General features: G+C 58.9%; 26 protein-coding genes, 1 tRNA gene and 3 pseudogenes. 19 read left to right on the top strand and 11 right to left on the bottom strand.

Annotated elements, in window-relative coordinates; translation table 11 throughout:
• Nucleotides 1-55: 55 nt before the first annotated feature.
• Nucleotides 56-739 (bottom strand): EcsC family protein, encoded by a 684-nt coding sequence (locus F1563_RS09135; protein WP_002528103.1) that lies wholly within the window; start codon nucleotides 737-739, stop codon nucleotides 56-58.
• A 284-nt stretch (nucleotides 740-1,023) separates the two neighbouring features.
• Here F1563_RS09135 and F1563_RS09140 point away from each other — a divergent pair, with 284 nt between their 5' ends.
• From F1563_RS09140 to F1563_RS09165, 6 genes are all read left to right on the top strand, one after another.
• Entirely contained in the window at nucleotides 1,024-1,410 is a 387-nt protein-coding gene (locus tag F1563_RS09140) for a hypothetical protein (protein ID WP_002528102.1), read from the top strand.
• A 24-nt stretch (nucleotides 1,411-1,434) separates the two neighbouring features.
• Nucleotides 1,435-1,842, top strand: coding sequence for an energy-coupling factor transporter transmembrane component T (locus F1563_RS09145; RefSeq protein ID WP_002528101.1), 408 nt, complete (start codon nucleotides 1,435-1,437; stop codon nucleotides 1,840-1,842).
• Entirely contained in the window at nucleotides 1,839-3,404 is a 1,566-nt protein-coding gene (locus F1563_RS09150; RefSeq protein ID WP_007434166.1) for an ABC transporter ATP-binding protein, read from the top strand. Before F1563_RS09145 ends, F1563_RS09150 begins: the two co-directional genes overlap by 4 nt.
• Nucleotides 3,401-5,188, top strand: a complete 1,788-nt coding sequence (locus F1563_RS09155; RefSeq protein WP_002528098.1) for an ABC transporter ATP-binding protein — start codon at nucleotides 3,401-3,403, stop codon at nucleotides 5,186-5,188. The genes F1563_RS09150 and F1563_RS09155 overlap by 4 nt, the downstream gene beginning before the upstream one ends.
• On the top strand, nucleotides 5,185-5,841 hold the full coding sequence (locus F1563_RS09160; protein ID WP_172623661.1) for a TetR/AcrR family transcriptional regulator: 657 nt from the start codon (nucleotides 5,185-5,187) through the stop codon (nucleotides 5,839-5,841). Before F1563_RS09155 ends, F1563_RS09160 begins: the two co-directional genes overlap by 4 nt.
• Nucleotides 5,842-6,191: 350 nt before the next feature.
• Nucleotides 6,192-6,416 carry a hypothetical protein gene (locus tag F1563_RS09165; protein WP_227431946.1) on the top strand — a complete coding sequence of 75 codons (225 nt, stop codon included), beginning with the start codon at nucleotides 6,192-6,194 and terminating at the stop codon, nucleotides 6,414-6,416.
• A gap of 171 nt (nucleotides 6,417-6,587) precedes the next feature.
• Here the strand turns inward: F1563_RS09165 and F1563_RS09170 are convergent, their stop codons facing one another.
• Nucleotides 6,588-7,034 carry a hypothetical protein gene (locus tag F1563_RS09170; RefSeq protein WP_172623690.1) on the bottom strand — a complete coding sequence of 149 codons (447 nt, stop codon included), beginning with the start codon at nucleotides 7,032-7,034 and terminating at the stop codon, nucleotides 6,588-6,590.
• Nucleotides 7,035-7,097: 63 nt separating this feature from the next.
• Between F1563_RS09170 and F1563_RS14285 the strand changes: the two genes are divergently transcribed.
• The 6 genes and pseudogenes from F1563_RS14285 to F1563_RS14895 form a co-directional block, all read left to right on the top strand.
• Nucleotides 7,098-7,205, top strand: a complete 108-nt coding sequence (locus tag F1563_RS14285) for a ClbS/DfsB family four-helix bundle protein (protein ID WP_227431956.1) — start codon at nucleotides 7,098-7,100, stop codon at nucleotides 7,203-7,205.
• A gap of 205 nt (nucleotides 7,206-7,410) precedes the next feature.
• Nucleotides 7,411-8,376 carry a nucleoside hydrolase gene (locus tag F1563_RS09180; RefSeq protein WP_002528092.1) on the top strand — a complete coding sequence of 322 codons (966 nt, stop codon included), beginning with the start codon at nucleotides 7,411-7,413 and terminating at the stop codon, nucleotides 8,374-8,376.
• 257 nt (nucleotides 8,377-8,633) lie between these two features.
• Nucleotides 8,634-8,936 (top strand): ATP-binding cassette domain-containing protein, encoded by a 303-nt coding sequence (locus F1563_RS09185; protein WP_002528091.1) that lies wholly within the window; start codon nucleotides 8,634-8,636, stop codon nucleotides 8,934-8,936.
• Nucleotides 8,852-10,288: an ATP-binding cassette domain-containing protein gene (locus F1563_RS09190; RefSeq protein WP_002528090.1), complete on the top strand. Its 1,437-nt coding sequence runs from the start codon at nucleotides 8,852-8,854 to the stop codon at nucleotides 10,286-10,288. The genes F1563_RS09185 and F1563_RS09190 overlap by 85 nt, the downstream gene beginning before the upstream one ends.
• A 51-nt stretch (nucleotides 10,289-10,339) precedes the next feature.
• Nucleotides 10,340-10,568, top strand: a pseudogene (locus F1563_RS09195) (type II TA system antitoxin, ParD family).
• Nucleotides 10,565-10,912, top strand: a pseudogene (locus F1563_RS14895) (type II toxin-antitoxin system VapC family toxin); the annotation flags it as partial. The pseudogenes F1563_RS09195 and F1563_RS14895, both read left to right, overlap by 4 nt.
• Before the next feature lie 5 nt (nucleotides 10,913-10,917).
• Here F1563_RS14895 and F1563_RS14900 read toward each other — a convergent pair.
• Both F1563_RS14900 and F1563_RS09210 read right to left on the bottom strand, forming a co-directional pair.
• Nucleotides 10,918-11,063, bottom strand: a pseudogene (locus F1563_RS14900) (helix-turn-helix domain containing protein); the annotation flags it as partial.
• Nucleotides 11,064-11,425: 362 nt separating this feature from the next.
• Entirely contained in the window at nucleotides 11,426-11,683 is a 258-nt protein-coding gene (locus F1563_RS09210) for a hypothetical protein (protein ID WP_002528087.1), read from the bottom strand.
• A gap of 57 nt (nucleotides 11,684-11,740) precedes the next feature.
• Here F1563_RS09210 and F1563_RS13665 point away from each other — a divergent pair, with 57 nt between their 5' ends.
• Nucleotides 11,741-11,881, top strand: a complete 141-nt coding sequence (locus F1563_RS13665) for a hypothetical protein (RefSeq protein WP_002528086.1) — start codon at nucleotides 11,741-11,743, stop codon at nucleotides 11,879-11,881.
• Between the two features lie 142 nt (nucleotides 11,882-12,023).
• Complete coding sequence (locus tag F1563_RS13670; protein WP_002528085.1) at nucleotides 12,024-12,182, top strand: hypothetical protein; 159 nt, start codon at nucleotides 12,024-12,026, stop codon at nucleotides 12,180-12,182.
• Between the two features lie 90 nt (nucleotides 12,183-12,272).
• Here the strand turns inward: F1563_RS13670 and F1563_RS14665 are convergent, their stop codons facing one another.
• The 4 genes from F1563_RS14665 to F1563_RS09230 all read right to left on the bottom strand — a co-directional run bounded on the left by F1563_RS14665 (nucleotide 12,273) and on the right by F1563_RS09230 (nucleotide 14,516).
• Nucleotides 12,273-12,569 (bottom strand): ABC transporter permease, encoded by a 297-nt coding sequence (locus tag F1563_RS14665; RefSeq protein WP_002528084.1) that lies wholly within the window; start codon nucleotides 12,567-12,569, stop codon nucleotides 12,273-12,275.
• Between the two features lie 106 nt (nucleotides 12,570-12,675).
• Nucleotides 12,676-13,014 (bottom strand): ABC transporter permease, encoded by a 339-nt coding sequence (locus tag F1563_RS14670; protein WP_002528083.1) that lies wholly within the window; start codon nucleotides 13,012-13,014, stop codon nucleotides 12,676-12,678.
• Entirely contained in the window at nucleotides 13,002-13,982 is a 981-nt protein-coding gene (locus F1563_RS09225) for an ABC transporter ATP-binding protein (RefSeq protein ID WP_002528082.1), read from the bottom strand. The genes F1563_RS14670 and F1563_RS09225 overlap by 13 nt, the downstream gene beginning before the upstream one ends.
• A 9-nt stretch (nucleotides 13,983-13,991) precedes the next feature.
• A complete protein-coding gene (locus tag F1563_RS09230) occupies nucleotides 13,992-14,516 on the bottom strand; it encodes an EXLDI protein (protein WP_002528081.1) in 525 nt (174 codons plus the stop codon).
• Between the two features lie 241 nt (nucleotides 14,517-14,757).
• Here F1563_RS09230 and F1563_RS14780 point away from each other — a divergent pair, with 241 nt between their 5' ends.
• The 5 genes from F1563_RS14780 to F1563_RS09260 all read left to right on the top strand — a co-directional run bounded on the left by F1563_RS14780 (nucleotide 14,758) and on the right by F1563_RS09260 (nucleotide 18,516).
• Nucleotides 14,758-14,979 (top strand): ssDNA-binding protein, encoded by a 222-nt coding sequence (locus tag F1563_RS14780; RefSeq protein ID WP_002528080.1) that lies wholly within the window; start codon nucleotides 14,758-14,760, stop codon nucleotides 14,977-14,979.
• Nucleotides 14,980-15,282: 303 nt separating this feature from the next.
• Nucleotides 15,283-15,615 (top strand): lactococcin 972 family bacteriocin, encoded by a 333-nt coding sequence (locus F1563_RS14675; protein ID WP_002546621.1) that lies wholly within the window; start codon nucleotides 15,283-15,285, stop codon nucleotides 15,613-15,615.
• Between the two features lie 182 nt (nucleotides 15,616-15,797).
• Complete coding sequence (locus F1563_RS09250) at nucleotides 15,798-17,078, top strand: bacteriocin-associated integral membrane family protein (RefSeq protein WP_227431945.1); 1,281 nt, start codon at nucleotides 15,798-15,800, stop codon at nucleotides 17,076-17,078.
• 91 nt (nucleotides 17,079-17,169) lie between these two features.
• The gene (locus F1563_RS09255) at nucleotides 17,170-17,829 is read left to right on the top strand and encodes a hypothetical protein (RefSeq protein ID WP_227431944.1); all 660 of its coding nucleotides are present in this window, start codon (nucleotides 17,170-17,172) and stop codon (nucleotides 17,827-17,829) included.
• A 48-nt stretch (nucleotides 17,830-17,877) separates the two neighbouring features.
• A complete protein-coding gene (locus F1563_RS09260) occupies nucleotides 17,878-18,516 on the top strand; it encodes an ABC transporter ATP-binding protein (RefSeq protein WP_002528076.1) in 639 nt (212 codons plus the stop codon).
• Nucleotides 18,517-19,292: 776 nt separating this feature from the next.
• Here the strand turns inward: F1563_RS09260 and F1563_RS09265 are convergent.
• The 3 genes from F1563_RS09265 to F1563_RS09280 all read right to left on the bottom strand — a co-directional run bounded on the left by F1563_RS09265 (nucleotide 19,293) and on the right by F1563_RS09280 (nucleotide 21,111).
• The gene (locus F1563_RS09265) at nucleotides 19,293-19,616 is read right to left on the bottom strand and encodes an inositol monophosphatase family protein (RefSeq protein WP_002528074.1); all 324 of its coding nucleotides are present in this window, start codon (nucleotides 19,614-19,616) and stop codon (nucleotides 19,293-19,295) included.
• A gap of 747 nt (nucleotides 19,617-20,363) precedes the next feature.
• A tRNA-Gly gene (locus F1563_RS09275) sits at nucleotides 20,364-20,437 on the bottom strand.
• A 62-nt stretch (nucleotides 20,438-20,499) separates the two neighbouring features.
• Nucleotides 20,500-21,111: a hypothetical protein gene (locus F1563_RS09280; RefSeq protein ID WP_036958354.1), complete on the bottom strand. Its 612-nt coding sequence runs from the start codon at nucleotides 21,109-21,111 to the stop codon at nucleotides 20,500-20,502.
• Nucleotides 21,112-21,155 lie beyond the last annotated feature (44 nt).

Consider the following 21,155-nt stretch of genomic DNA (forward strand, 5'->3'; position numbering starts at 1 on the left):
GACGCCACTATTCCTGCCCCCGAATCATCCTGGCCGTATCCCGAGTGTGTGGGTCTTAGTTGCGTGGGCGGCGGGTGGGGAATTGCTTGCGGGCGTAGCGGGCGACGTTCCACGTGGTGAACCCGTCGGTAGTCGCGCCGACTCCGCCGCCCAGCACAGGAACGCGCTTGGAGACAAACACCGGAAGCTTCTTGCCCGCGACTTGTCCCATGAGGACATTGATAAGGTTCCGGGCGACGACCTTTTCGAGATCGGCGTCACCGACCGGAGCGGTAGCGATGCCCATCGGTGTCGTCGGTAGCTTCTTCTCATGTATGAGGCTATCGACTTCGCGCTGGCCCATGAGCGTGGCGAGGATGGCGGTCCGGACCCGCTGGTCGTCGAGATCGTAACCGCGCAAGTGGGCGATGGTAGCCACCATGCGGGCCTGCACGATCGCGACGCCGGAGATATTGGCAGGGATGGTCACGGCCAGGGTGACGACGCCACCGAGGTTGGAGGCGAATCCTTGGGCCCCGGCCATCACAATGTGCTGATTAACTAAGGAGTTGATCGCCTGCTCGACATCGCCGTCGTGCTTGGTGAGGGTCTTACCGGCGGCCTGACGCGCTCCCGGTAGCCCCGAGACGCCGTCAATGGCGAATCCGACGATGCTGCGGAGTAGTGAGACGGCTGCCCCGGGTGCCATGTTGGGGGCTTGAGCCAGCAGTGCTTTGCCGATATTGCTTCCGATGCCCACGCGGGTCTCCTCTCACTTTATCGACTCCCAGAGTAGCTGGGGGAGGAGCTCGCTTCGATGATGGGTTGCGATCCGGTCCCACTGTCGCTCGGTAGTCGATAGCCACATCCACTAGAAGAACGCGCTTTCGTCCGTCGTTGGCCGGGGGGCACCAAAGTCGGCCTCTGCTCGGTCTTCATGGTGTTGCGGCTAGCGGTGGAGGTCAGTTCTCGCCGTGGCGTTCCATGCAAGACCCGAGGCAGAGTATTTGTTGACAGCCATAAGTTATAGGGTAGGCTCACCTCATGAATTCTGATGAGGTGACCGCGGCGGTGCTCAGTGACACCCCCTGTTTCGCCGATGGTCGCTCACCTATCGCAGTAGGTCTCGGCGCCGCTTCGAAGGTCCACGTCTGTCGAACCTGGCGGCCGTTCGGCGTGGTGGATCCGCGTACCCTTGCCCTTTACGTCATTGTTCTCAACCTCCTGCTCATGAGGGCCGGGTCGACAGCCCTCGTGATGGCCAGCCTTGGGGTCGTTGCGATGTCTTTGGTTCTGACTACTCGGCCGAAGATATGGGTCAGCTGGACGGCATTCGTGCTGGTGTGGGGTTTTTGCTGCTTCCTGCTCCCGCTGCTGTGGCGCTCGACGGTATCGGCGTTCTTGGTCTTCATTGCCTTCTGGATGTTCTGATTCGCGGGGGTCTTCGGCGCGGCGGTGGCAGCGATCAAGGTTCTCGACGTCGCTCGGGTGGGTGCGGTCCTCACTCAGATGCATGCTCCTCGGGTCATCTACGTGCCCGTCATGGTGGTGGTGCGGTTCTTCCCGATGGCAGTACGTGAATTGCGGGCGATCATTCAGGCCATGACCCTGCGTGGCCTCAAACCTGGGGCGTGGTCGGCGATGCGTCACCCGATGCGTACGGGAGAATACGTTGTCATTCCCTTCCTGGCCTCGGCAGCTCGCATTGCCGATGAGCTTTCCGCAGCCGCTATCATCAAGGGGCTCGGCGCGCAGAAAACCCGGTCGAACACCCAACCGAGTCACTTTGGTATCGGGGACGCCGTTGTACTGACGGTGCTGGCGGCCTTGGTCACCTGGCGTGCCGGCGAGGTGATCGCATGAGCCTTGTCAGCGTCGACGACGTTAGTTACGGCTACTTGCCACCCGACCTCAACTCCTCACCGTTCTCTGACGGTCCGGCTCCCGACCGGCAGACCGCAGAGCAGCTTCGCGGCATCACGATGACAATTGAACCGGGCACCCTCACCCTGCTGGTGGGGGCGTCGGGATCGGGGAAGTCCACCTTGTTGAGGACGATGAACGGACTCGTCCCCAAGTTCTATGGGGGAACGTTGCGGGGCCGGGTCACGGTTCATGGCATCGATCTCGCTGATGTCGAGCTACACGACGTCGGCCGTACCTCTGCGATGATTTTTCAGAATCCCCATACCCAGTTCTTCACCTCCAGCGTGCGCACCGAGTTGGCGTTTGGGCTGGAGAACTACGGTGTGGACGCCGCCGATATCCGCGAAGCCGTCACTCGTGCCGTTGCTCGAACCGGCATCTCCCATCTACTCGACCGGCAACTCGACACCCTTTCAGGGGGAGAGTTGCAGCGGGTTGCCTGTGCCTGCGCCTTGGCAGCCGATGTCGACCTGCTGCTTTTCGATGAACCAACTTCGAACCTTTCGGCGGAAGGTATCGACGATTTTCGTACCCTTGTCATGGAGCTCATGGATGCCGGCAAGACACTCGTGATCGCCGAGCACCGTCTGCACCTGTTCCGCGGGCTAGCCAACGTCGTCAATCGGATTTCCGATGGTCAGATCGTTGAGCGGATGAGTGGCGACGACTTCTTCGCTCTGTCGGAAGACGATCTGCTGGGGCGGGGCCTACGCAGCATCGACGTCAAACCGGTCGATCTTCCTACACCACCACATGCTCGGGTCGGTCGTTCTCCGGTGCTTCGGGGCAGGTCCACGCGCTCCGGTTCCACCTCGGGCAACCGAGGAAAACCGTCGGCAGGGCTGACTATCGAGCACCTCACTTTTTCCTACCCCCATCGCCCGGTAGTTCTCGACATCGACTCCCTGTTTTTGCCTGCTGGAGTGGTGACGATCCTGACCGGTGCGAATGGAGGAGGAAAGTCGACTCTGGCTCGACTCATCTGTGGACTCGAAAAAGCCCCGCCCGAGGCCCGTATCGGCATGGGGGAGCCTTGGTCCCCCCGGCAAGCGTCAGAAATGGTGTGGGATGGTGATGCAGGATTTTTCAGCGAGTCGGTGGAATGCGAGGTCACTCTCGGCTTGGGCGCTCCGCAGCGTGCCGCGGCCGACGTCTCGGGGCTTCTAGGCCGCCTTGACCTGGCCGACGAACGTGACCGTCACCCCCTGTCATTGTCGGGCGGACAAGCCCAACGCCTCGTCGTCGCGGCTACCATCGCGCAGGACAAGGACGTCGTCATCTTTGATGAACCCACCTCAGGGGTCGACCGCCACCACTTGATGTCCATCGCACGGGCCGTGTTGGCCGACACCCCGATCCTCGTCCTAGACGAGGCGACCGCTGCCGTCGATCCTGACTGCGAGGCCGAGATCCAGCAGGCCTTAGCCGCCCTGGCTCGAGGTCGAACTGTGTTGGTCATTGGTCATCACGCCGAGTCGGTGGAGGGATCGAACCGATGAGTGTCATTTCGTCACGTCTCGGGTGGGCCGGGGACATCTTCCTGCTACGGGCCTTCCGACCATTGCTGACCGACGAGGGTACTCGGCGGTTCCACGGTTCCTTGGTGTGGGCTGGCGTGTTGGGGATGATCGAGGGAGTCGGTCTGTTTGCCGTCATCCCAGCATGCACCGCCTTCGTTGAGGGGCGGCCGTCGCTGGGTCTGCCCTGGTGGGGCTGGATATGGGTGCTTGCCGTCCTGGCCGTTGCTGGGGGTGCGGTGTCGTACGTTCAATCGAGTGCTGGATATTTGTGCGCGATGGACGTCTTGAGTCACCTCAGTACCCGTATCGGTGACCACGTCGCCCGCTTGCCCCTGGGATGGTTCCGGTCCGATTTCCCCGCCCGGCTTTCGCGTCTGTTGACGCGGGGACTTATGTCACTGGGTGAGAGTCTGGGGCACTTCACGGCTCCGCTGGTGAGGGGCATGACCACCACACTGGTCATGATGATCCTGGCTTGGGCATGGTCGTGGCAGTTGGGATTGGCTTTGCTCCTCGCCATTCCGATCATTTACCTACTCACAATCGCCTCGCGCGCCCTCAAGCTTCGCGGTGAGGCACTGACGTACCCTGCTGGACAAGAAGTGGCGGCTCGAATCGTCGAGTTCTGCGAGTCCCAGCCTGCGCTTCGGGCAGCTGGACGGGCCAGTGGCTACCAACCCCTCCACGACGCCCAAGCGGCGAGTGGGCGAGCCGCCCGCAAAGATTTATGGCTGGCAGTGTTGGCAAATTTCCTCTCCGGATTGGCGGCTCAAGGTATCGCGGTGACCCTTGTCATGTTGGCGGCGAACCTGGGTGGATCGGGACGGTTGAGCCCGGTCGTGGCGGTTGCCTTCGTCGGAATCTCGCTGCGCTACACCAAGGTGTTGGAGGACGTCTGCGCGGCAACTTTGGCCATCGAGACGGTCCGTGAACCAATAGCCGAAGTCAACGAGATCCTCTCGGCCACAGTGCTTCCCGAACCGGACAACTCAGTGGAGCTTTCTGCTCCCGGCGAAGTGAGTTTCGAGGGTGTCACCTTCGGCTACGACCAGGCGCGCCCGGTCGTGCATGATATCTCATTCACCGCCCCGGCCGGCGGCCTGACGGCCATCGTCGGGCCCACGGGGGCGGGTAAGAGCACCTTGTTCCGGCTCATCGCGAGATTCTGGGATGTCGATTCCGGGACGGTGCGAGTTGGCGGGGCCGATGTCCGAAGCCAGACCACCGAGCAGCTTATGAGTCAGCTCGCCATGGTGTTCCAGGACGTCTACCTCCATGACTCCACCTTGGCCGAGAACATTCGCCTCGGTTGTCCGGATGCCTCTGACGAGCGGGTGCGTCAGGCCGGTACCCTGGCCGGGGTCGACAAGATCGCTGCTCGTCTTCCAGGCGGTTGGGACGCCAGTGTCGGGGAGGGCGGCCGTCGCCTTTCGGGCGGTGAACGCCAGCGGGTGTCGGTGGCTCGAGCCCTGCTCAAACGCGCCCCGATCCTGTTGTTCGACGAGGCCACCTCAGCCTTGGACCCGGAAAATGAGGCACAGATCGAGGCTGCCGTGTCCCAGATGCGGCAGACCTCAACGATCCTGGTCATTGCGCACAAGCTCGACACCATTCGCTCAGCGGACCGGATCGTCGTCGATCGCACCGGTAGGATCTGCCAAGTGGGAACCCATGATGACCTCATCACCGGCGGCGGTCTGTACGCCGATTTGTGGCGTGCCTGGGAACGGGCCGAGGGGTGGTCGATCATGGGCCAGCGGTGATGCGTAAGCGGCCGGGGCGCAAGCCAGTGTTTACGCGACGACAGGTTATCGACGCTGCGCTGGCCGAGGGGATCGGGTCTTTCACCCTGAGGGCGGTCGCTGAGCGCCTTGGGGTGAAGGCCACCGCGTTATACCGGGTGTTCAGTTCCCGCCAGGAGCTGCAACTGGCTGCGATGAACGCGATATCTCGCGATATTGAGCCGGACCCACGGTTGCGTACCTGGCAGGAGGCGCTGCGCGACGTCGTAAACCGTTATTGGGACATGTGCTCGAGGTACCCGGAGGCAGCGACCGTCATACTCACCCAGCCAGAGGCGTTCGGCATGGCCCTGCCACGGATCGCTGCGATCGTTGAGAGACTGGCCGAACTCGGTATCCCTGCGGGGACGGATGGAGCAGCCTTCGCCTTGGACTTCGTCGTGGACATGACCTTGGAGACGTACGTGTCGATCCAGCCGTATCTAACTCCCGACGCGAATGGTCGTACCGGGTTGGACCGATTGACGCAGATCCTGGGTGGTCGGCCTGACCTGTTCGGGATGCAGGATTTGGGAGAGCGCGGGAACCTCGACCTCAAGGTGGAGTTCATCATCGCCGGCATGGAGCGTGGGCTGTTTCCCGGCACCCCTTCTCAGGGGCGATCGCTTTCCTGATCTCGGGTTTCCGCGCCCTCATCCCGCGCCACCGCCCGTCGAGGGTCGGTGATGCACGTCAGATCAATGGAACTGCAATCAATTGGCAAAGCGGTGATGCGTTTGACAACTTCACGGTCCGCTCCGCTCGTGGGGCTCCAGCGCTCGAACCGTCGTATCGTTCACGCCCCCGCCGCCCACATCATTCGTGACTAGCTTTCCCCACGGTGCGCAGGAATTTCTGGACGAGAACGGCCAGGAGTGCGAGGAACGTCACCCAACCCATGCTCCCGAGCGCTCCGGGCCGTGGCTCGATGAGTGCGGTCAGGGTGAACACGGTGACAGTTCACACGATGAGGAACAGTGCGCACATGGGTGATAGCAAGCCGCGCGCTCGGATCGGCGCCTTGTTGGCCCGTACCTCTGTGGACCAGTGCTCGAAGAACTCCACGATGATCTCTGCGGGGATCCCGACGATGAGCGCGCCAATGAACATTCTCAGCGTCGATATTCACCCGACGGCAATTGCCAGCAGCGTGAACACGACTGCCATGACGGCGTTCCTCCTTATGCGCGCGGTGAAGAGATTCCTTTGATGTGCGGTGGTCATCTTCGTCCCCCCCGATCCATTGCGTCGGCATGAATGTGGCATAGGTCACCGACGATCTTGCTCCGACAACGGTCATTATCCACTGCGATGGGTCAAGCGAGAGTACCGACCGCGATCATGCAATTCCGTCCGCGGGGAGGAGACCGGCGCGTTAGATCTACTTCTTCCTCCGGGTGTCCATGAACTCGCCGACGAGTACCACCAGGATCCCGAGGGCCATCATCCAGGCCATGTCCCCGGACGCTCCGCGCCACGGCTTGACGAGGGTGGTGAGGACGAACACGGCCAAGGCCCAAGCGACGAGAACCAGCGCCGAGATGAACAGCCGTGTACCACGCGACCGGGCCGGTTTTCCGCCAGAGCGAACCCCAGCGCCCCCGCCCCCGAAGAACTCCACGATGACCTCCCCGGGGATCCCGATGATCATTACCCCGATGAACATCCGTAACGCATACTTACGGCCGACGGCAACGGCTAGGAGGCCTAACACCACGGCCACGCAGATTGTGAGGATGACGATACTCGCAAGAATCCTCGCCCCGCGAGATGGGATCTGCTCCTCGTCGGTCATGCGTTCGCCCTTGTTCGTCGCCTCTCGCGTCATCGTCGGGAAATACTTCACATCTTCCATCGTGCCTCAAGTGTCGCCTGAGAGGTCGTCGAACCCATCGGGAGTTTCGGCAATGAGGAACTGTTCACGAAGGAGCATTACCGATGGACTGGTATGACCAGCTTGGGTTCATACTTTCGTGTCATCGACCAGTTCGCACCATGAATGGACCATGAGGAAAACCTCTCGCCTATCTCAGAACCGTGCTGTCTTAGCGAGTCTCTGGAGAGCCGTTCCTACAGATTGTGGTACGGCGAGCTGAAGACATGTGCTCCGATGACGTCAATACGCAATATTCGAGAATTTTTCCGAGGGTGCCGTCATTCGTCATGTTTTCTAGCGGTGGGGGATGGGGTCTTATTCTTCCAACATGACGATTTCGATACGCTCCCTGCCCGTCTTGCTGGATTGTGACCCTGGAATCGATGACGCTTTTGCGCTGGCTTACCTGGCCTGTCGCCACGACGTTGAGACCGTCGGGGTGGTGACGACTGCTGGCAATGTCGGCCAGGACGACGTGCTGCGCAATGCGTTGGGTTTGACCGAGTTGTTGGGAATGGACGTGCCGGTGGCGCGCGGAGCTGACGTGCCCCTCGTCGAGCCGATGATGACTGCCGAGGAGACTCACGGACCTCATGGTTTGGGTCATGCCCAGTTGGGGGAGTGTGGGCGTCGCTCGGACGTGCGTAGTGGTGCGCAATTGTGGGTTGATCTCGCGCATCGCTACGCGGGGGAGTTGGTGGGTATTACCACTGGTCCGCTGACGAATCTCGCGCTGGCTTTGCGGGAGGAGCCTGAACTGCCGCGACTGCTCAAGGAATTGCATGTGATGGGTGGGGCGATTAATTACCGTGGTAATACCGGCCCGACGAGCGAGTGGAATATCGCCGTGGATCCGGAGGCTGCCCATGAGGTGTTCGAGGCGTGGGGGAAGGCGTCGAGGCGGGTCGTGTTGGGGGCGTTGCAGGCTACTGAGGTGATCCGTTTTGATGAGGAGGATCGTCGGGCTATAGAGGGGTTGGGAAGCCACCCGGTTGTGAGGGTCTTGGCTGACGCGCTGAAGTTTTACTTTGAGTTCCATCAGGCTGACGGCCTGGGGTGGTGCGCCTATCTGCACGATCCCTTGGTGGTGGCTAACGCGGTGACGGGGAAATTTGCCAGCACGCGCCCGTTGGCTGTCGACGTTGAGTTGGCCGGGACCCTCACCCGTGGTCAGACCGTCGGCGACGAGTTGGGGCGTTGGGGCAAGAAGCCCAACGTCGACCTGTTGTGCGATGTTGACGCGCGAGGGTTCATTGAGCATCTCATGGCGACGCTGCGGGGAGGGTTGGGTTGAGGACATCGGTCGGTCATCGCGACCGTCTTGCGTTTGTGGCAGTTGTGTTGCTAATGTGCCTGACACGAGGATGCACTTCGAGCCCGTGTGTCACAGTTCGGAGTTTCCCACCGTCTTTGATGCGGCGTGTCCGTTGAAACCTTTGGGAGTGTGTTCGTTCCGATGGCCTTGTGATCTCCACTCGGTCTAGCCGAGAAGCCCCGTCCGATTGAGGTCGGCCGGGATCGACCCATGCGGCGAACTTTTGGAGATCAGCTATGCCCAGTATCGATGTGAACGACCTTTCCTTCTCGTTTTCTACCCAACCGCTTTTGAGCAGGATTTCCCTCAGTGTGGGTGACGGTGAACGTGCCGTGCTCGTCGGGCCCAATGGCTCGGGAAAGACAACCCTGTTGCGTCTTATTAGGGGTGAGATCGTCCCAGACAGTGGTTCGGTCACCGTGCGGGGGCGTCCAATCGGCTTCGAGTGCCGTCGGTGTTGGAAGTGTGTGGGGCCCTTAAGCGCCGTGTCACCGTGCAGGACTATCTCGACAATGTGTTGTCAGATGTACACGAACTGATCGCCCGATTTGACGATGTCACCGACAGGTTGGCGCAAAATCCCACCTCTGCGCGACTAGCTGGTGAATATGACTATCTGTTGTCCAAGCTGGACGCCGTCGATGCGTGGATGATGTCCATTCGTGTTCATGAGACCCTCGCCGGTTTGGGGTTGTCCCAACTGGTGGGTAACGAAGAAGACCGCGAGGTGGGCACATTGTCTTTGGGACAGAAGGTCAGACTCGAACTGGCGGGAATCGTGGTGTCACGACCGGCGATCTTGATCCTCGACGAGCCAACCAACCATCTTGACGACGATGCGGTGGATTATCTGATTTCCGAGCTCCGCAAGTGGAAAGGCCCCGTGTTAATGGCGAGCCATGACAGGGCCTTTATCGAAGCCGTGTCCTCCGTTATTTATGACCTCGATACCGCGTCATGGCAAGCCCTGGTGACTGCAGGGGGAGGCACCAACCTGCCGGGGATCTACCGGTGCGCGGGAAACTACAATGATTACCTTGCTGCTAAGCAGCGTGCGCAGGCCGAGCACCATAGGGTCCATGCCGCCCAGCAAGATGTAAAACGGCACCTCAAGGCTCATCGCCGTTGTAGTGAGGACATTGCTCGTGGTGGGGTGAAATTAGCGAGGGCCGAGGGTATGGCCCGCAAGTTCTTTGCCGATCGAGCTGCGGCAACCTCGGTGCGCCGTACTCGTAACGATGATCGACGTTTCGAGGATCTTGCCCGTCGTGAAGTACGCAAGCCCCATGACCACTCCCTCAAGCTTAACTTACCCGAGGTGTCTTTGAGCAGTGGTCTTGCCGTTACGGTGCGAAGCACAGCCGTTAGCGGCAGGCTCGCTCCCGTGACGTTCGACCTTGCAGTTGGGGAGCACCTGCTTCTCACCGGCCCCAACGGCGCAGGGAAGAGCACATTGCTGCAATGGATGGCTACTGGTCAGCCACCACGTGATGGCGTCGGGGAGATTGGCGTCCATGCGCGACTCGGCTTCGTGTCTCAGCATTTGCCCACGATTGACACTCTCGGTATCGGCTGGAAGGCAGGCATCGGCGAGCGTGGTGCTGGAGTACTCCATCCGTCCATGTGGAACACACCCATATCCGAGTTGTCGGACGGTAACCAGCGTCGAGTGCAGATTGCACTCGCGGTCTCTCAGGCGCCGCAGATGCTCATCATGGATGAGCCGACGAACTATCTGGATTTGGCCACGATAGAGGAACTAGAGAACACATTGGAAAAGTGGAATGGCACGCTTGTGGTGGCGAGTCATGATCGCTGGCTGATCGACCATTGGGAGGGGTTGCGCCTTGACCTGCAACCAGTGTCCATAGGGGGCGGTCCTAGGCCCTGATTGGATTGGCGTGAGGGCGCATGTGAGTTGCATGGATACTGTGCTTCGTACATGAAGACCATTCAGATCCGCAACGTTCCCGAGGAGACCAGCAGGGAACTCAAGGCGCGAGCGGCTTTGCAGGGAAAATCGTTGAGTGAATACACCCTGGAAGTGCTTACAGAACACACTCAAGAATCCCTCACGCGAGCAGTTGATGCAGCGCATCATGGTGCAGATTGCTAGGACGGATTTGCCGCCGATGGTCGAGGTGTTGCAAGAAGGCCGGGAAGGACGATGACACTTGTCGTCGAAGTGTCCGTGCTCGCTGAAATGCTCGTTGGTAGCACGGTTGGGTGTGCGGCATGGCAGCAATGGGGCGGCGAGGAGTTCATTGCCCCCCAGCATCTGTCTGCAGAGATTGCCCATGTCGTACGAAACCTCTCCTTGGGGCAACTCATCACCGATGCGGAGGCAATGCAGATATTGTCGGACTTCCGAGCATTCAAGGTGGAGTTGTATCCGGTGGAACCACTGATGGTGGATGCGTGGGAGATGCGGCACAACGTGTCTGCTTATGATGCGCTGTACGTGGTGCTGGCGCGTCTGTTGGGTGCGTGTCTGTTGACGCGTGACCATCGTCTGAAGCCCAGGGCTGTGCTGGGCCGTTCGCCCTTGAGGACGGACCTCACCGGACGGGGGTCTCGGTCGATTCGTCGGGCGATCTCTTTTGGCTCCACCCCTCGGCCAACAAGGTGCGCACTAGGTCCTGAGCCTGACTGTCCTGCTCAGTCACTGGGCGCCTCCTCGGGAAGTCTTGCTTGCTCGGCCTGCTCTGACAAAGCGGCCCGTTCCGATCTGGTTTGGGACGCCTCTAGGGGCCCTCCATGACACCCGTGAGGCGCAGCCGTCCGTCCTTGCCCACTTGGGTGGAGCGTCCAGGTGGCCACGCTGCTGGTGTAGACCGCTCCGGCTGACGGGGTCGGGCTGGGGGTAGCCGAGGTAACAGTCGGGGTCGGCGTGGGTGAGGGTGCGGATGCTGAACTGTTGGATTGGCAGCCACTGGCCAGGGCTGCGATCGTGATAACAGCTGCGGTCAGGGATGCGCCACGATGGTGCATGAGGATCCTCCTTGAATGGGGGGTAGAGCGGGGCCGGTCATGACGCTCTTGTGTGTGTATCGGTGACCGTATCGATGATGCGGGTGGTGTCTTCGCCCAGGTCGACGCCCAGCCGGCGGGCGGTGGCCGACAGGTGATCGACGAGTTCGCAGACTTTGTCCATGTTCCCGGCCTGGTACTCGGTGCGTAGGCATCCGGCGACCAGGTCCTCATGATCGGGTGATACGAGGAGTCCTTGGGTCAGGGCCCACCGGGCCAACTCCACATTTCCGGCCTCCAACGCCCGATCCGTCACCTAGAGAGCCGTATCAACGATCCGGGCCTCCATGTGGTAGATCGACTCCGACGGCGAATGCCTCGCCTTCCTCAACAACTAGTGCTGGAACAGGGCTACTCGGCCGCCCTCGTCGAAACCATGTATACCGTCGGCGTCTACACTCACCTCACCCCAAACCACACCACTGACAACGAAATCGACATCTCAGCCTCGTAAACTTCGAAAACACCGAGACTCACAGCCGCAAAACTGCTTAACCGAAGTCCACCAAAACGGATCAACCCCGCTACGGCAACAGTCAGGACATGCTAGTTTTAAGTCCAATATCGTCAGCATCTCAACACTCACAGGAGATGCCATGAAGCTCACCACCACCCTTGAGCATCGCACCCGCAGCGTTCAGAGCCCGATCACCTCGGCCTTCGGCGGCGCCTCGGTCACCGTCGACCTCTTGGCCCCGGGTGGCTCGACTTGCTCCAGCGCTGGCTCTCGTCGTCCTGCTCGACGTGCGCTGTGATCAGCGTGGTCGAACACTGAGACACGTCCCCGAACCCGTCCTGCCGCTGTGGCCGACCGCTCTCCTTGGAGTGGTTGGCCACAGCTCTCTTCAGCGACGCTTCCCAAACTCGTGGGAGCCCCAGAGATATGCCACGACCATCCCGCCAAAGGCGATAGCCCATGCGATGACAGCTGAGCCGGTGAGATCACCTCGCTCGAACTGATCACGCGTGCCTGACACGAGGTACCAGAGCGGATTGAAGCGAGCGACGGCTCCGATCCAGCGCGGGGCGAAGGACAGCGGCAGCATGATCCCCGATAGCAGGAGGAGGGGCAGCAGGGCGACATTGAAGATCGCGGACAAGGCTGCTTCGCTCTTAGTCCGCAGCGCCAGAGCGTAGGACATGCCAGAGAACGTGGCCCCGGTTCCGGTGACCGTGATGATGAGGGTGGAAGACTGGGCCTAGCACCGAGAACGACCCCGAGCAGTACCACCAGCAGGATTGGCGCACTCATGAGCACCACGTCGCTGCCGATTCGCCCCCCGATCGCTGCGCGGCCAGTGAGGGGGTGCTCCATATGCGTTCCAAGATTCCGAGTCGATACTCCAAGATGATCGACAGCCCCGAGAACGCGCCGATGGTCATGGCGATCTGGAGGCAGAGTCCACTCACGTACAGCGCATACGAGCGGCCCTGTGTCAAGTGTTGCGCCATGTTCACCGAGGCGACGAAGAGTGGCCCGAACAACACGATGTACACGAGCGGTTGAACGAATGACAACGCGAAATCACGGCGATTGCGCGCCGCCAACGTCAGATACCTGCGGAAGCATGCCGTCATGCGGTCCATTCTCCTTCTGATGCGGACGGGGTCGAGGTCAGCGCCAGGAATGCCTCATTGAGGGATGGTTTGCGAACGGCGACCGCCAACGCACGGATGCCATGGCCCTCCAAAGCCTGCAGTGCCGCCGTGACCACTCGATCCGGCGACGGGGCCGGCACTACGACCTTGCCGGACACCGCATAGACGTCTGGGGAGATTGGTTGCAGTGCTTGGGTCGCCTCACTTAGTCGCTCCCTTGGAACCATGATCGAGACACTGCCGGTGGAGTACGTGGATTGCAGCTCTTCCGGGGTGCCTGACGCGATGACCGTGCCATGGTTGATGACGCTCACATTGGAGAGCTGCTGCGCGACTTCGTCGATGTAATGCGTGGTCACAAGGAAGGCTGCATCGGACTCCCGCCTAGCCGAGCCCACCGTCTCCCACAGGGATAGACGCGTGGCCGGGTCGAGCCCGAGAGTCGGTTCGTCCAGGAGGATCACCGCCGGCTCGTGCAGCAGTGCCATACCCACTTCGACGACACGTCGTTGCCCACCGGACAGGCGGTCTACGTTCCAGTCGAGCAGGTAGCCACAATGGAGCATCTCGGTGACTCTTTCAACGCGCCGCGCAGCCTCGCGGTCCCCCAGACCGAAGCAACGGACATGAAAGGTCATCTCTTCGCGGCACGTCAGTCCGTACTGCAGGCCGCCCTTCTGCGAAACGTACCCCAGCAACGACCTCGGGTTCCGACTCTCGTTGCCGGGCCATTCGATCGTCCCAGAGTCTGCCGACAGGAGCCCTGCAATGATCCTGACCAAGGTGGTCTTTCCTGCACCGTTGGGACCGAACAGACTGAGCATCTCACCGCGACCGAGCTCAAGCGAGACCCCGTTGAGAGCGGGGACCTGGTACCCGCCCCGGACCTTGTACTTCTTGACGAGATTCCTGATGGACAGGGTCGTGGGAACAGGCGAGGAGGCGTTCGCGTCCACCGTCCCCCCTCAGATGTCCAGAACCTGGTAGGGCACGACTCGCATTGCCGACTCCACCCGATCAGCAAGGTCGGTATCGGCGGTGCGCAGCTCGTCCAAGTCTGCGAAGACGGCGAGGGTGCGGTCCCCAGCCGTCCAGAAGTTCCTGTCCCAGGTCTCCGGATGAGACCAGAGATTCTCTCTCCCCTCGGCCCAACCAGGCAGGGAACGCTGAACCTTGGACACAACGGCGATCTGGCTCTTGGCCGTTACGTACACGGTGTCGACACGGTGGCCCTGTTTGTGGTCCCGTTGCACCCGCGCCAGTCGTCTACCCATGAAAGAGACACGGCGATCAACACCCTCACTGCGCAGGTCCACCTCGATCTGCTTGAGACTCGCCGCCACAAGCCGACGGCGTTGGACGTACTCATGCAAGGCCTCACTGACCGCCGGCGACAATCCTCCCGCTATCTCGGCCGCCTCGCGGAACAAAGCCTGGTCTTTGTCAGACACGTACACGTTTCGAGTAGGCATGAACATAACTATGCACATATCATTCTGGACTGGTCAAGACCCCCGGGTACTGAGCCGGTTTCCTGCTAGGGTTCGAAGCGTTAGGCCTGAAGGGCGACAACCGGCGGTCATGTCTACAGTGCCTTGTGGTCTGGTCAAGGCCAGTTCTGCCATCACGTCCTACCGTTCGCAGAGTTCCGGCGCCGAGGGCGTCGGATTCCGCACCAACCAGTAACGAATTCACTGCAATCAAATAACAACAGAAAAAAGGTAAGACGAGATGTCTACAACTAATCCGACCCGTGTGGTCACCGGCGAAGTCCGCCTGTCCTACACCAACATCTTCGAGGCGAAGAGTATCCAGGGCGGAAAGCCCAAGTACTCCGTCAGCGTGATCATCCCGAAGGGCGAGCGGGTGACGGGAATCGAACCCGCATATCCAGCTCGGGAATCCGATCCACGGTTGGATTCAGGCGTGCCGACGAGCTTATGGGAGCGGTGACGTGACCGTTGATGGCCGGCTACAACCGATGGATTAGGCGCGATTGGGCACGGCGCGACGGCTGCTGTTCGAATAATTTCAGGTCGTGACAAGCTCGCACCACCCCGACCGTTATCCGGACTATCTCAACAACGAGCAGCACTCTCTGTGAAATGGACTGACGCCTACCTGCAACGACATCGGGGAACCAGACCACCGAGCCACGACTTTGCCGAAGCCCTGCGCCTATCCAACCGAGCCTTACGAACAGTCCAATGGTAACTTTCGGCTACACTTTTGGGCCTAACATTGACGAGCTCTCAGATGTTCAGTAGCCCCCTGCAAGGGAATCACAATTGGAAGATTCCTCGATATTATCTCAGTGAGGAGAAAGACACGCGTAAGGTGCTAGGGATTGCTGCAGCGGTGGCGGTCTTCGTTGGAGTGGGTACGCTTCCGGCATTGGCTTGGGACAACGCTGGTGGAGGGTTGTGGGATCATGGATCGGATATGTCGAGCGTCTGGTCTAATTATTATCACCGGACCTCTAACCATGGATCCACGGCAGCGGGCAACGAGGTCAAGTACTCCGGATGTAAGCGCCCCACGGTGACGTCGCATGCATCGGCGCCGCTCTCCTGGTACAAGACGGTATAGTCACTGCTGAGAGGCTGATTTACAGCTGATCCGGCGCTCGGCTGTTTGGTGCCAGAGACGTATGTGTCGCCCCGTCGAGAATTGGATAACCATGGCGGGGTGACTTTCTATTATATCGTTGTTAACTTTCTATGTAAGCGAGAAAAATGCCATCCCGGGTCCTGAAATTCAGCTTCGTATTCATGCTCATTCTTACCTTGGGTATGGCATTCGCAGTGTTGCGAGACTATGACGGTCAGACTCTCACCGGATGCCATTACTCCCTGATTGTAGATGGGCCGTTGAAGAGGGTTGAGGATTCCTTTAAGGGCCTTGTATCAAAGCTGCAATCCTTTTCGGAGAATCATTCCGTAATGATTGCGAAGCGTGACATTGGACTGGATGAGACTCAGGCTGCCAGAGTGGTTTACGTGACTTCGGGGTCCTCTTTGGGACGCGAGTGGCTGGGGGAGGGTTATCCCAGTGTGAACACCGATCTGACCACAGTGGTTAAACCGATTGCCGATGTAGCCGTATTGGATCCCCGTGGGATCTATCTGACGACGGCGAGTAGAGTACAGACGGAAGAGATTGCCTCCATTTTTCAAGAAGCTGGACTGGGCGTCCAAGTCGAAAATGAACGATCGGTTCAAAGAATTGTGGGATTTTATTTCCACAGCGGTCCCTTTGCGATTTTGATTGCAACAATTGCTGTATGCTCTGCGATCTTTCTTCTCGGGGCCCTAATTTTAGATCTGCGACGCTATACGACTCAAGTGCTCAACGGATGGAGCATTGGTAATATTGTCGCCTCCGATGGCATTTGTATTGCGAGGGTTTGCCTACTTTGGCTGTTGGTGCTAGGTGCCATTTCATTCGGGGGCCTGGTGATTTTTAGTGGTGTCACTGCGGCAACGATCTTGGTATTCCTCTGGTTGGGAATGTTTATTCCCGGGGCCCTTCTCCTACTTGTCTTGGAGAGAGTTTCCCTAGGAATTATCTTTTCTGACAGTATCGGGACCCTACTTAAGGGCGGGGTTAATTCAAAGTACCTGGTAATACTTTTGAGGGGCATCCAAGTCTTATGTATCTGTATAGCCATTTCGTTGAGTAATAGTCTAGCTGCCGGAGTTGCTCAGGCTAACTCGATTGCAAGATCAAACGCTGACTGGGAAAGATTTGCTCACCTAGCGGTAGTTGGGCTGAAGACGGCACAGTCTGTTGATGGTGACATGCCGGTACAGGTGGGGTCTTATGGCGCTCGTGAGCTGACGTCTGGGCGAGCCGTTCTCGCGCTCAACTCTGACCCCCAGGCCAGCTTAGGTGAGGTACCCTCGAGCTTTTCCGGATGGAAGGTGCTCGTGGTGAACGACACTTACCTGCGTGTGAGCGGAATGTCCAAGGGGTGGGGTGTAGACGAAGATAGTTCCGACGTTCAAGTGCTTACTCCGAGAGGTTTCTTGGGAACTGATAGCGAAAATTGACCGCGTGGTACGGCCACTTCTGCCGTTGGTGAAAAATAGCCCGAGTCGTTTGGGTGTCCATGTTGTACGGTCTACCCGAGCGTTTAGTGCAGTGACTATCGGCGCGGTTCCCCCTATCGGCTCTGTCGGAGAGTCGTCATCTCGTTACGCGCGGACCATCATCGCGGTGCTACCTGAGAAATTTGGAAAACTCTCGCCTAATGATGTGATGGCAATGATTAGTAACGGATCAATCTTGTTTACGAGCGCACGCAAGGTGGTTGATGACGTGTCTCAGGATGCTGGCTTGACGAGATATGTTTCCTCAGTAACTCCGCTGCAGAGTGTTGCTCTCAAGAAGGAGGAGGATCTGTTGAATTCGAACTCTCAACTGCTCGCGGCGCTACTCTTATCGATTTCAGCCCTGCTGGGTATGTCCCTGGCCAACGACATCGTGTATTTCAAAATTTCCAGGCAACGTATTAAGGCGCAGCTGATGAATGGCTGGTTCAGTATAAGAATGCACTGGCTATTTGAATGCACTGAGTTGCTCTTGGTGAGTGCTGTGATTTATTGGCAATATTATCGACAGCACTCTTATGGGGTGATTTTAGCTAATCCACAATCGACATCATTTGCCTATTTCAAGGCAAGCCTTGCGGTGAGTAGGTGGGCTGTACCTGGAGCTGTTGCTGTCTCGCTTATCTCCCTTCTGGGTGCTGGGGGTGCCTTAGTGCTTGGAACTCGGCGCATTCTGCGCAATAAGTTCTGAGAAGCCCGATGTTTATTGGTTGTCTTTGAGGTAGAGAGAGGGAATTCTATGAGTCTTGGCGTCGAAAATCTAAGTAAGAGTTTTGGCTCGAGGGAGCTGTGGCGGGGAATATCCTTTGAAGTCTCTCGAGGGAAGATTTTTGGGATCACTGGCCCGAGTGGAGGTGGGAAGACCACGCTCCTGAACTGTCTCGGAGCACTAGAAAAACCTACGAGCGGGAATATTTTTCTGAATGGCAGGCGTATATCGGGTTTGAGTGTGCGTAAATCCAGAAGGCTTTGGGCTAAAGACATCGGTTTTCTATTTCAGGACTACGCCCTGGTAGATCGCATGAACGTCCGTTCGAATGTTTCTATGGGTGTTCCCCATTTGATAGGTAGACGAGGCTTGGATGATGGAATCAGCTCAGCGCTGGCGGGTGTGGGGCTGCCAGGATGTGGGGTGAACCCTACCTATCAGCTTTCAGGGGGTGAGCAGCAGCGTGTTGCTCTTGCTCGTCTTATGCTCAAGAGCCCGTCCCTAGTGCTTGCGGATGAGCCGACTGGTTCTCTCGACGCGTTGAATGAGGAGATGGTATTGAAGCATCTTCGGTCATTTGCTAAGCAGGGATCCATGGTGGTTGTCGCGTCGCATAGCAACTCTGTTTTGGAGTGCTGTGACCAAGTGCTGGAGGTTGGCCTCCATTAAGGGTGCCTTCAAGATCCCGGCAAAGTTGTGGCGAAATGACATTCTCGCGTTCGGCAACCACTCATTTTAGTAGCGGACCGACATGGGTGAGTAATGGCTGCTTCGAACATCTGTGCGGGATTGTTTTCGGCTTCTGGGGCTCCACCCGCTACATCTCGAGGTCCATACTTGAGGATGGGTATTCACGCGTAAACTGCACCTTCATCTGTGAACAGTATCTGATGGATTTTTTCATTGTATTGTAAAAGGAAGTTTCTTTATTGACCGCCTTCTGTGTAGCTGGGAACGTTTCCGTGTATTGGCTGGATCTTGGTTCTGTACGGATGCTCAAGGAAGCGGGAACTCAAAGAGGTTCGTAGGCAGGGAGCGTGTCTGGACCAATAGGATTTCGGCGTTGAGGTGATAGGAATTTCCATGGGCGGTAGATAATTGAACATTTGCTTGCCTGCACAAGGCAATTCCTGCGGAAATGTCCCAAGGATGTCCGCCTAAAATGACGATGCGTTAAGACGTCCGGTGGCGAACCACGCAAGATCCATAGCCGCGGACCCGAGCATTCGGACACGCTGGACTTGGTTTGCCAGGTTCGGCACTACGTTGACGCGGGCACGTTCTTGACCTCAGCCCCTTCGCCTGTCGCGAAGTTGCCTACCGAGACCACGGCGTCGCGTACAGTCATATTTTTGTTCGGCCTGCTGGGGTGGCCGTTGAGCAGGGCACTGGTGCGCGTCACCTCATAACGTTCGTGGAATAACGTTCGTGGAGCGCGGGCATGGTTATCTGCCGATATTCGGAACACCATCCCTCACCAGGGCCAATGGCGTGGCGTACATCGGGATTCCTTGGGTGAAGTTGAGGGTTCTGCCGATGGGGTCGAGACACCAGTAGGTGCCCGAGGGGCCGACGCTGCTGGATTCCTTGCCCAAGAAGGGGATGTCTGGTGTGCGCCTAGCAAACAGCTTCTTGACTTCGCGCTCGGTGCGCTCGTCCAGTTCGTTCGCGAGGTCGCGATCTGTCTTGTAGGTGGGGGGTCGGGCTTGCCGGTCTTCAGCAAGTTGACCGTCATGTCGACGGCCTCGGTGAGCGCAGCGGATTCGCAATCAGTTATCGTGCTGCCCTTCATAGGGAAGAGCCCCGGGGAAATGCTTGCTGCTCTCGTACGCGATCCTGGGAGCGGCATTCCGACGAGTCTGCGAGAGATAGAACTACGCACAGGCGCGACGGTCATCGATGATCGTGAGGTTCGCATCCGGTGTCCGAGCATAGGTACATCTCTAGGCGCGGCTGGGCGTGGGTACTCAAGCGATCTCGCACGTAGCCGAGTATTGCAATGTTGTTGCGAGTGAGGTCCCGCAGAGTCTCGGGTACTAAGCCTTCTTTGACATCCTGCTGGTATGTGGCGTCGTAGTCTGGATCAAGGGAGAGCGCTGGTAGGTGTGTAAGCCGTTCTCGACGAGCTCGACCAGCAGAGCATTCGAAATGTCCTGGTACAGCATGTTGAGGCTGATGCCGACCAGGCCCAGCCGATCTGCAGGCGCGATCAGTTGCACAAGTGACCGATCGGCTAAGGTGTCAGCTCTGCTGGGGTAGGCCCACCACGTCCTGCATGGACCCCTCTATGGCCCGTTATTGGAATTGGGGTGGAGTGACGCGATCACTCGATCGAGGTCGGCTCGCATTTGGACCAGATCGATGTCCTTCGTCGTCGGGTAGTGCGGCTTGCGTTCGAAAGTGTCCGGCAGCCGTGCGTCGAGTGAGAGCCCGTGCAGTGAGTAAGCGGTCACTACCACGTCTGCGCGGGAAGGGCGAAGGGCCTCGCCAAGCATAGATTGACAAGGCCGTTCGTGTGGAGCGGGCGACGGGAATCGAACCCGCGTATCCAGCTTGGGAAGCTGGCGCTCTACCATTGAGCTACGCCCGCAACGTCCAAAGACTTTGGATAGTTTAGCGCACTATATCGGAGTTGTGCGAACCCAACAGATTTCAGTAATGCTGGGGGACTCGCCCATATTTCACCGGGCCGACGGAACACGGTCCCTGCTCAAGGACCGGATGAAGCGAATCCATCCAGCGTCTTACCGGTGGCAGCCAGACCATGACGCCGGCGGCAACCAGGAACGGCATTCCAACCCACGACACCCAATTGAGGGTTACAGCTGTGCATCCGACTGCGATTCCGCCGATGGCACCCCAGCGCACCCACCGGCGGCCTAGCCACGTGTTGACAGCAAGGATCCCGGGCATGGCCACCATCGCGGCAGCGATGCACATCATAGTGGTGGCCAGAAGGACCGACGCTAAGGATCCAGGGCGTGGGTGGGCCCAGGTCATGAGGTTCGTAGCCTGGATGAACGTCCGCATGTGGATGGACTGCCACCATGTAATCAGTAGCGCTGCGGCGGCAGTGATTGCTGCAACGAGGTAAAGTCCGGCAGCGATCCTTCCGACTCTCGCTGACGATGCGGCTTGGGTCTGGGGGTTCTCGGATGGGGGGAAAGTGGCGATTGTGTCGGCGCTGGCATGTGGTGGTGTACTCGGTGAGACGCTTTCTGTTTCTGCATGGCGGGGCTGTGGGTAAGTGGGCTGTTCGATCACGATCCTCCTGGCGACGTGTTGCTCCAGCCTAGACGTAGTGGCCG

The organism is Cutibacterium modestum (assembly GCF_008326345.1).
Classification (GTDB): domain Bacteria; phylum Actinomycetota; class Actinomycetes; order Propionibacteriales; family Propionibacteriaceae; genus Cutibacterium; species Cutibacterium modestum.

Coding starts and splice junctions, on each gene's coding strand:
- F1563_RS09140 (WP_002528102.1), top strand. CDS start 1,024: ATGAATTCTGATGAGGTGACCGCGGCGGTGCTCAGTGACACCCCCTGT.
- F1563_RS09150 (WP_007434166.1), top strand. CDS start 1,839: ATGAGCCTTGTCAGCGTCGACGACGTTAGTTACGGCTACTTGCCACCC.
- F1563_RS09155 (WP_002528098.1), top strand. CDS start 3,401: ATGAGTGTCATTTCGTCACGTCTCGGGTGGGCCGGGGACATCTTCCTG.
- F1563_RS09165 (WP_227431946.1), top strand. CDS start 6,192: ATGGGTGATAGCAAGCCGCGCGCTCGGATCGGCGCCTTGTTGGCCCGT.
- F1563_RS09170 (WP_172623690.1), bottom strand. CDS start 7,034: ATGACGCGAGAGGCGACGAACAAGGGCGAACGCATGACCGACGAGGAG.
- F1563_RS09180 (WP_002528092.1), top strand. CDS start 7,411: ATGACGATTTCGATACGCTCCCTGCCCGTCTTGCTGGATTGTGACCCT.
- F1563_RS09185 (WP_002528091.1), top strand. CDS start 8,634: ATGCCCAGTATCGATGTGAACGACCTTTCCTTCTCGTTTTCTACCCAA.
- F1563_RS13665 (WP_002528086.1), top strand. CDS start 11,741: ATGCCTCGCCTTCCTCAACAACTAGTGCTGGAACAGGGCTACTCGGCC.
- F1563_RS13670 (WP_002528085.1), top strand. CDS start 12,024: ATGAAGCTCACCACCACCCTTGAGCATCGCACCCGCAGCGTTCAGAGC.
- F1563_RS14665 (WP_002528084.1), bottom strand. CDS start 12,569: ATGTCCTACGCTCTGGCGCTGCGGACTAAGAGCGAAGCAGCCTTGTCC.
- F1563_RS14670 (WP_002528083.1), bottom strand. CDS start 13,014: ATGGACCGCATGACGGCATGCTTCCGCAGGTATCTGACGTTGGCGGCG.
- F1563_RS09230 (WP_002528081.1), bottom strand. CDS start 14,516: ATGTGCATAGTTATGTTCATGCCTACTCGAAACGTGTACGTGTCTGAC.
- F1563_RS14780 (WP_002528080.1), top strand. CDS start 14,758: ATGTCTACAACTAATCCGACCCGTGTGGTCACCGGCGAAGTCCGCCTG.
- F1563_RS14675 (WP_002546621.1), top strand. CDS start 15,283: ATGTTCAGTAGCCCCCTGCAAGGGAATCACAATTGGAAGATTCCTCGA.
- F1563_RS09250 (WP_227431945.1), top strand. CDS start 15,798: ATGCTCATTCTTACCTTGGGTATGGCATTCGCAGTGTTGCGAGACTAT.
- F1563_RS09260 (WP_002528076.1), top strand. CDS start 17,878: ATGAGTCTTGGCGTCGAAAATCTAAGTAAGAGTTTTGGCTCGAGGGAG.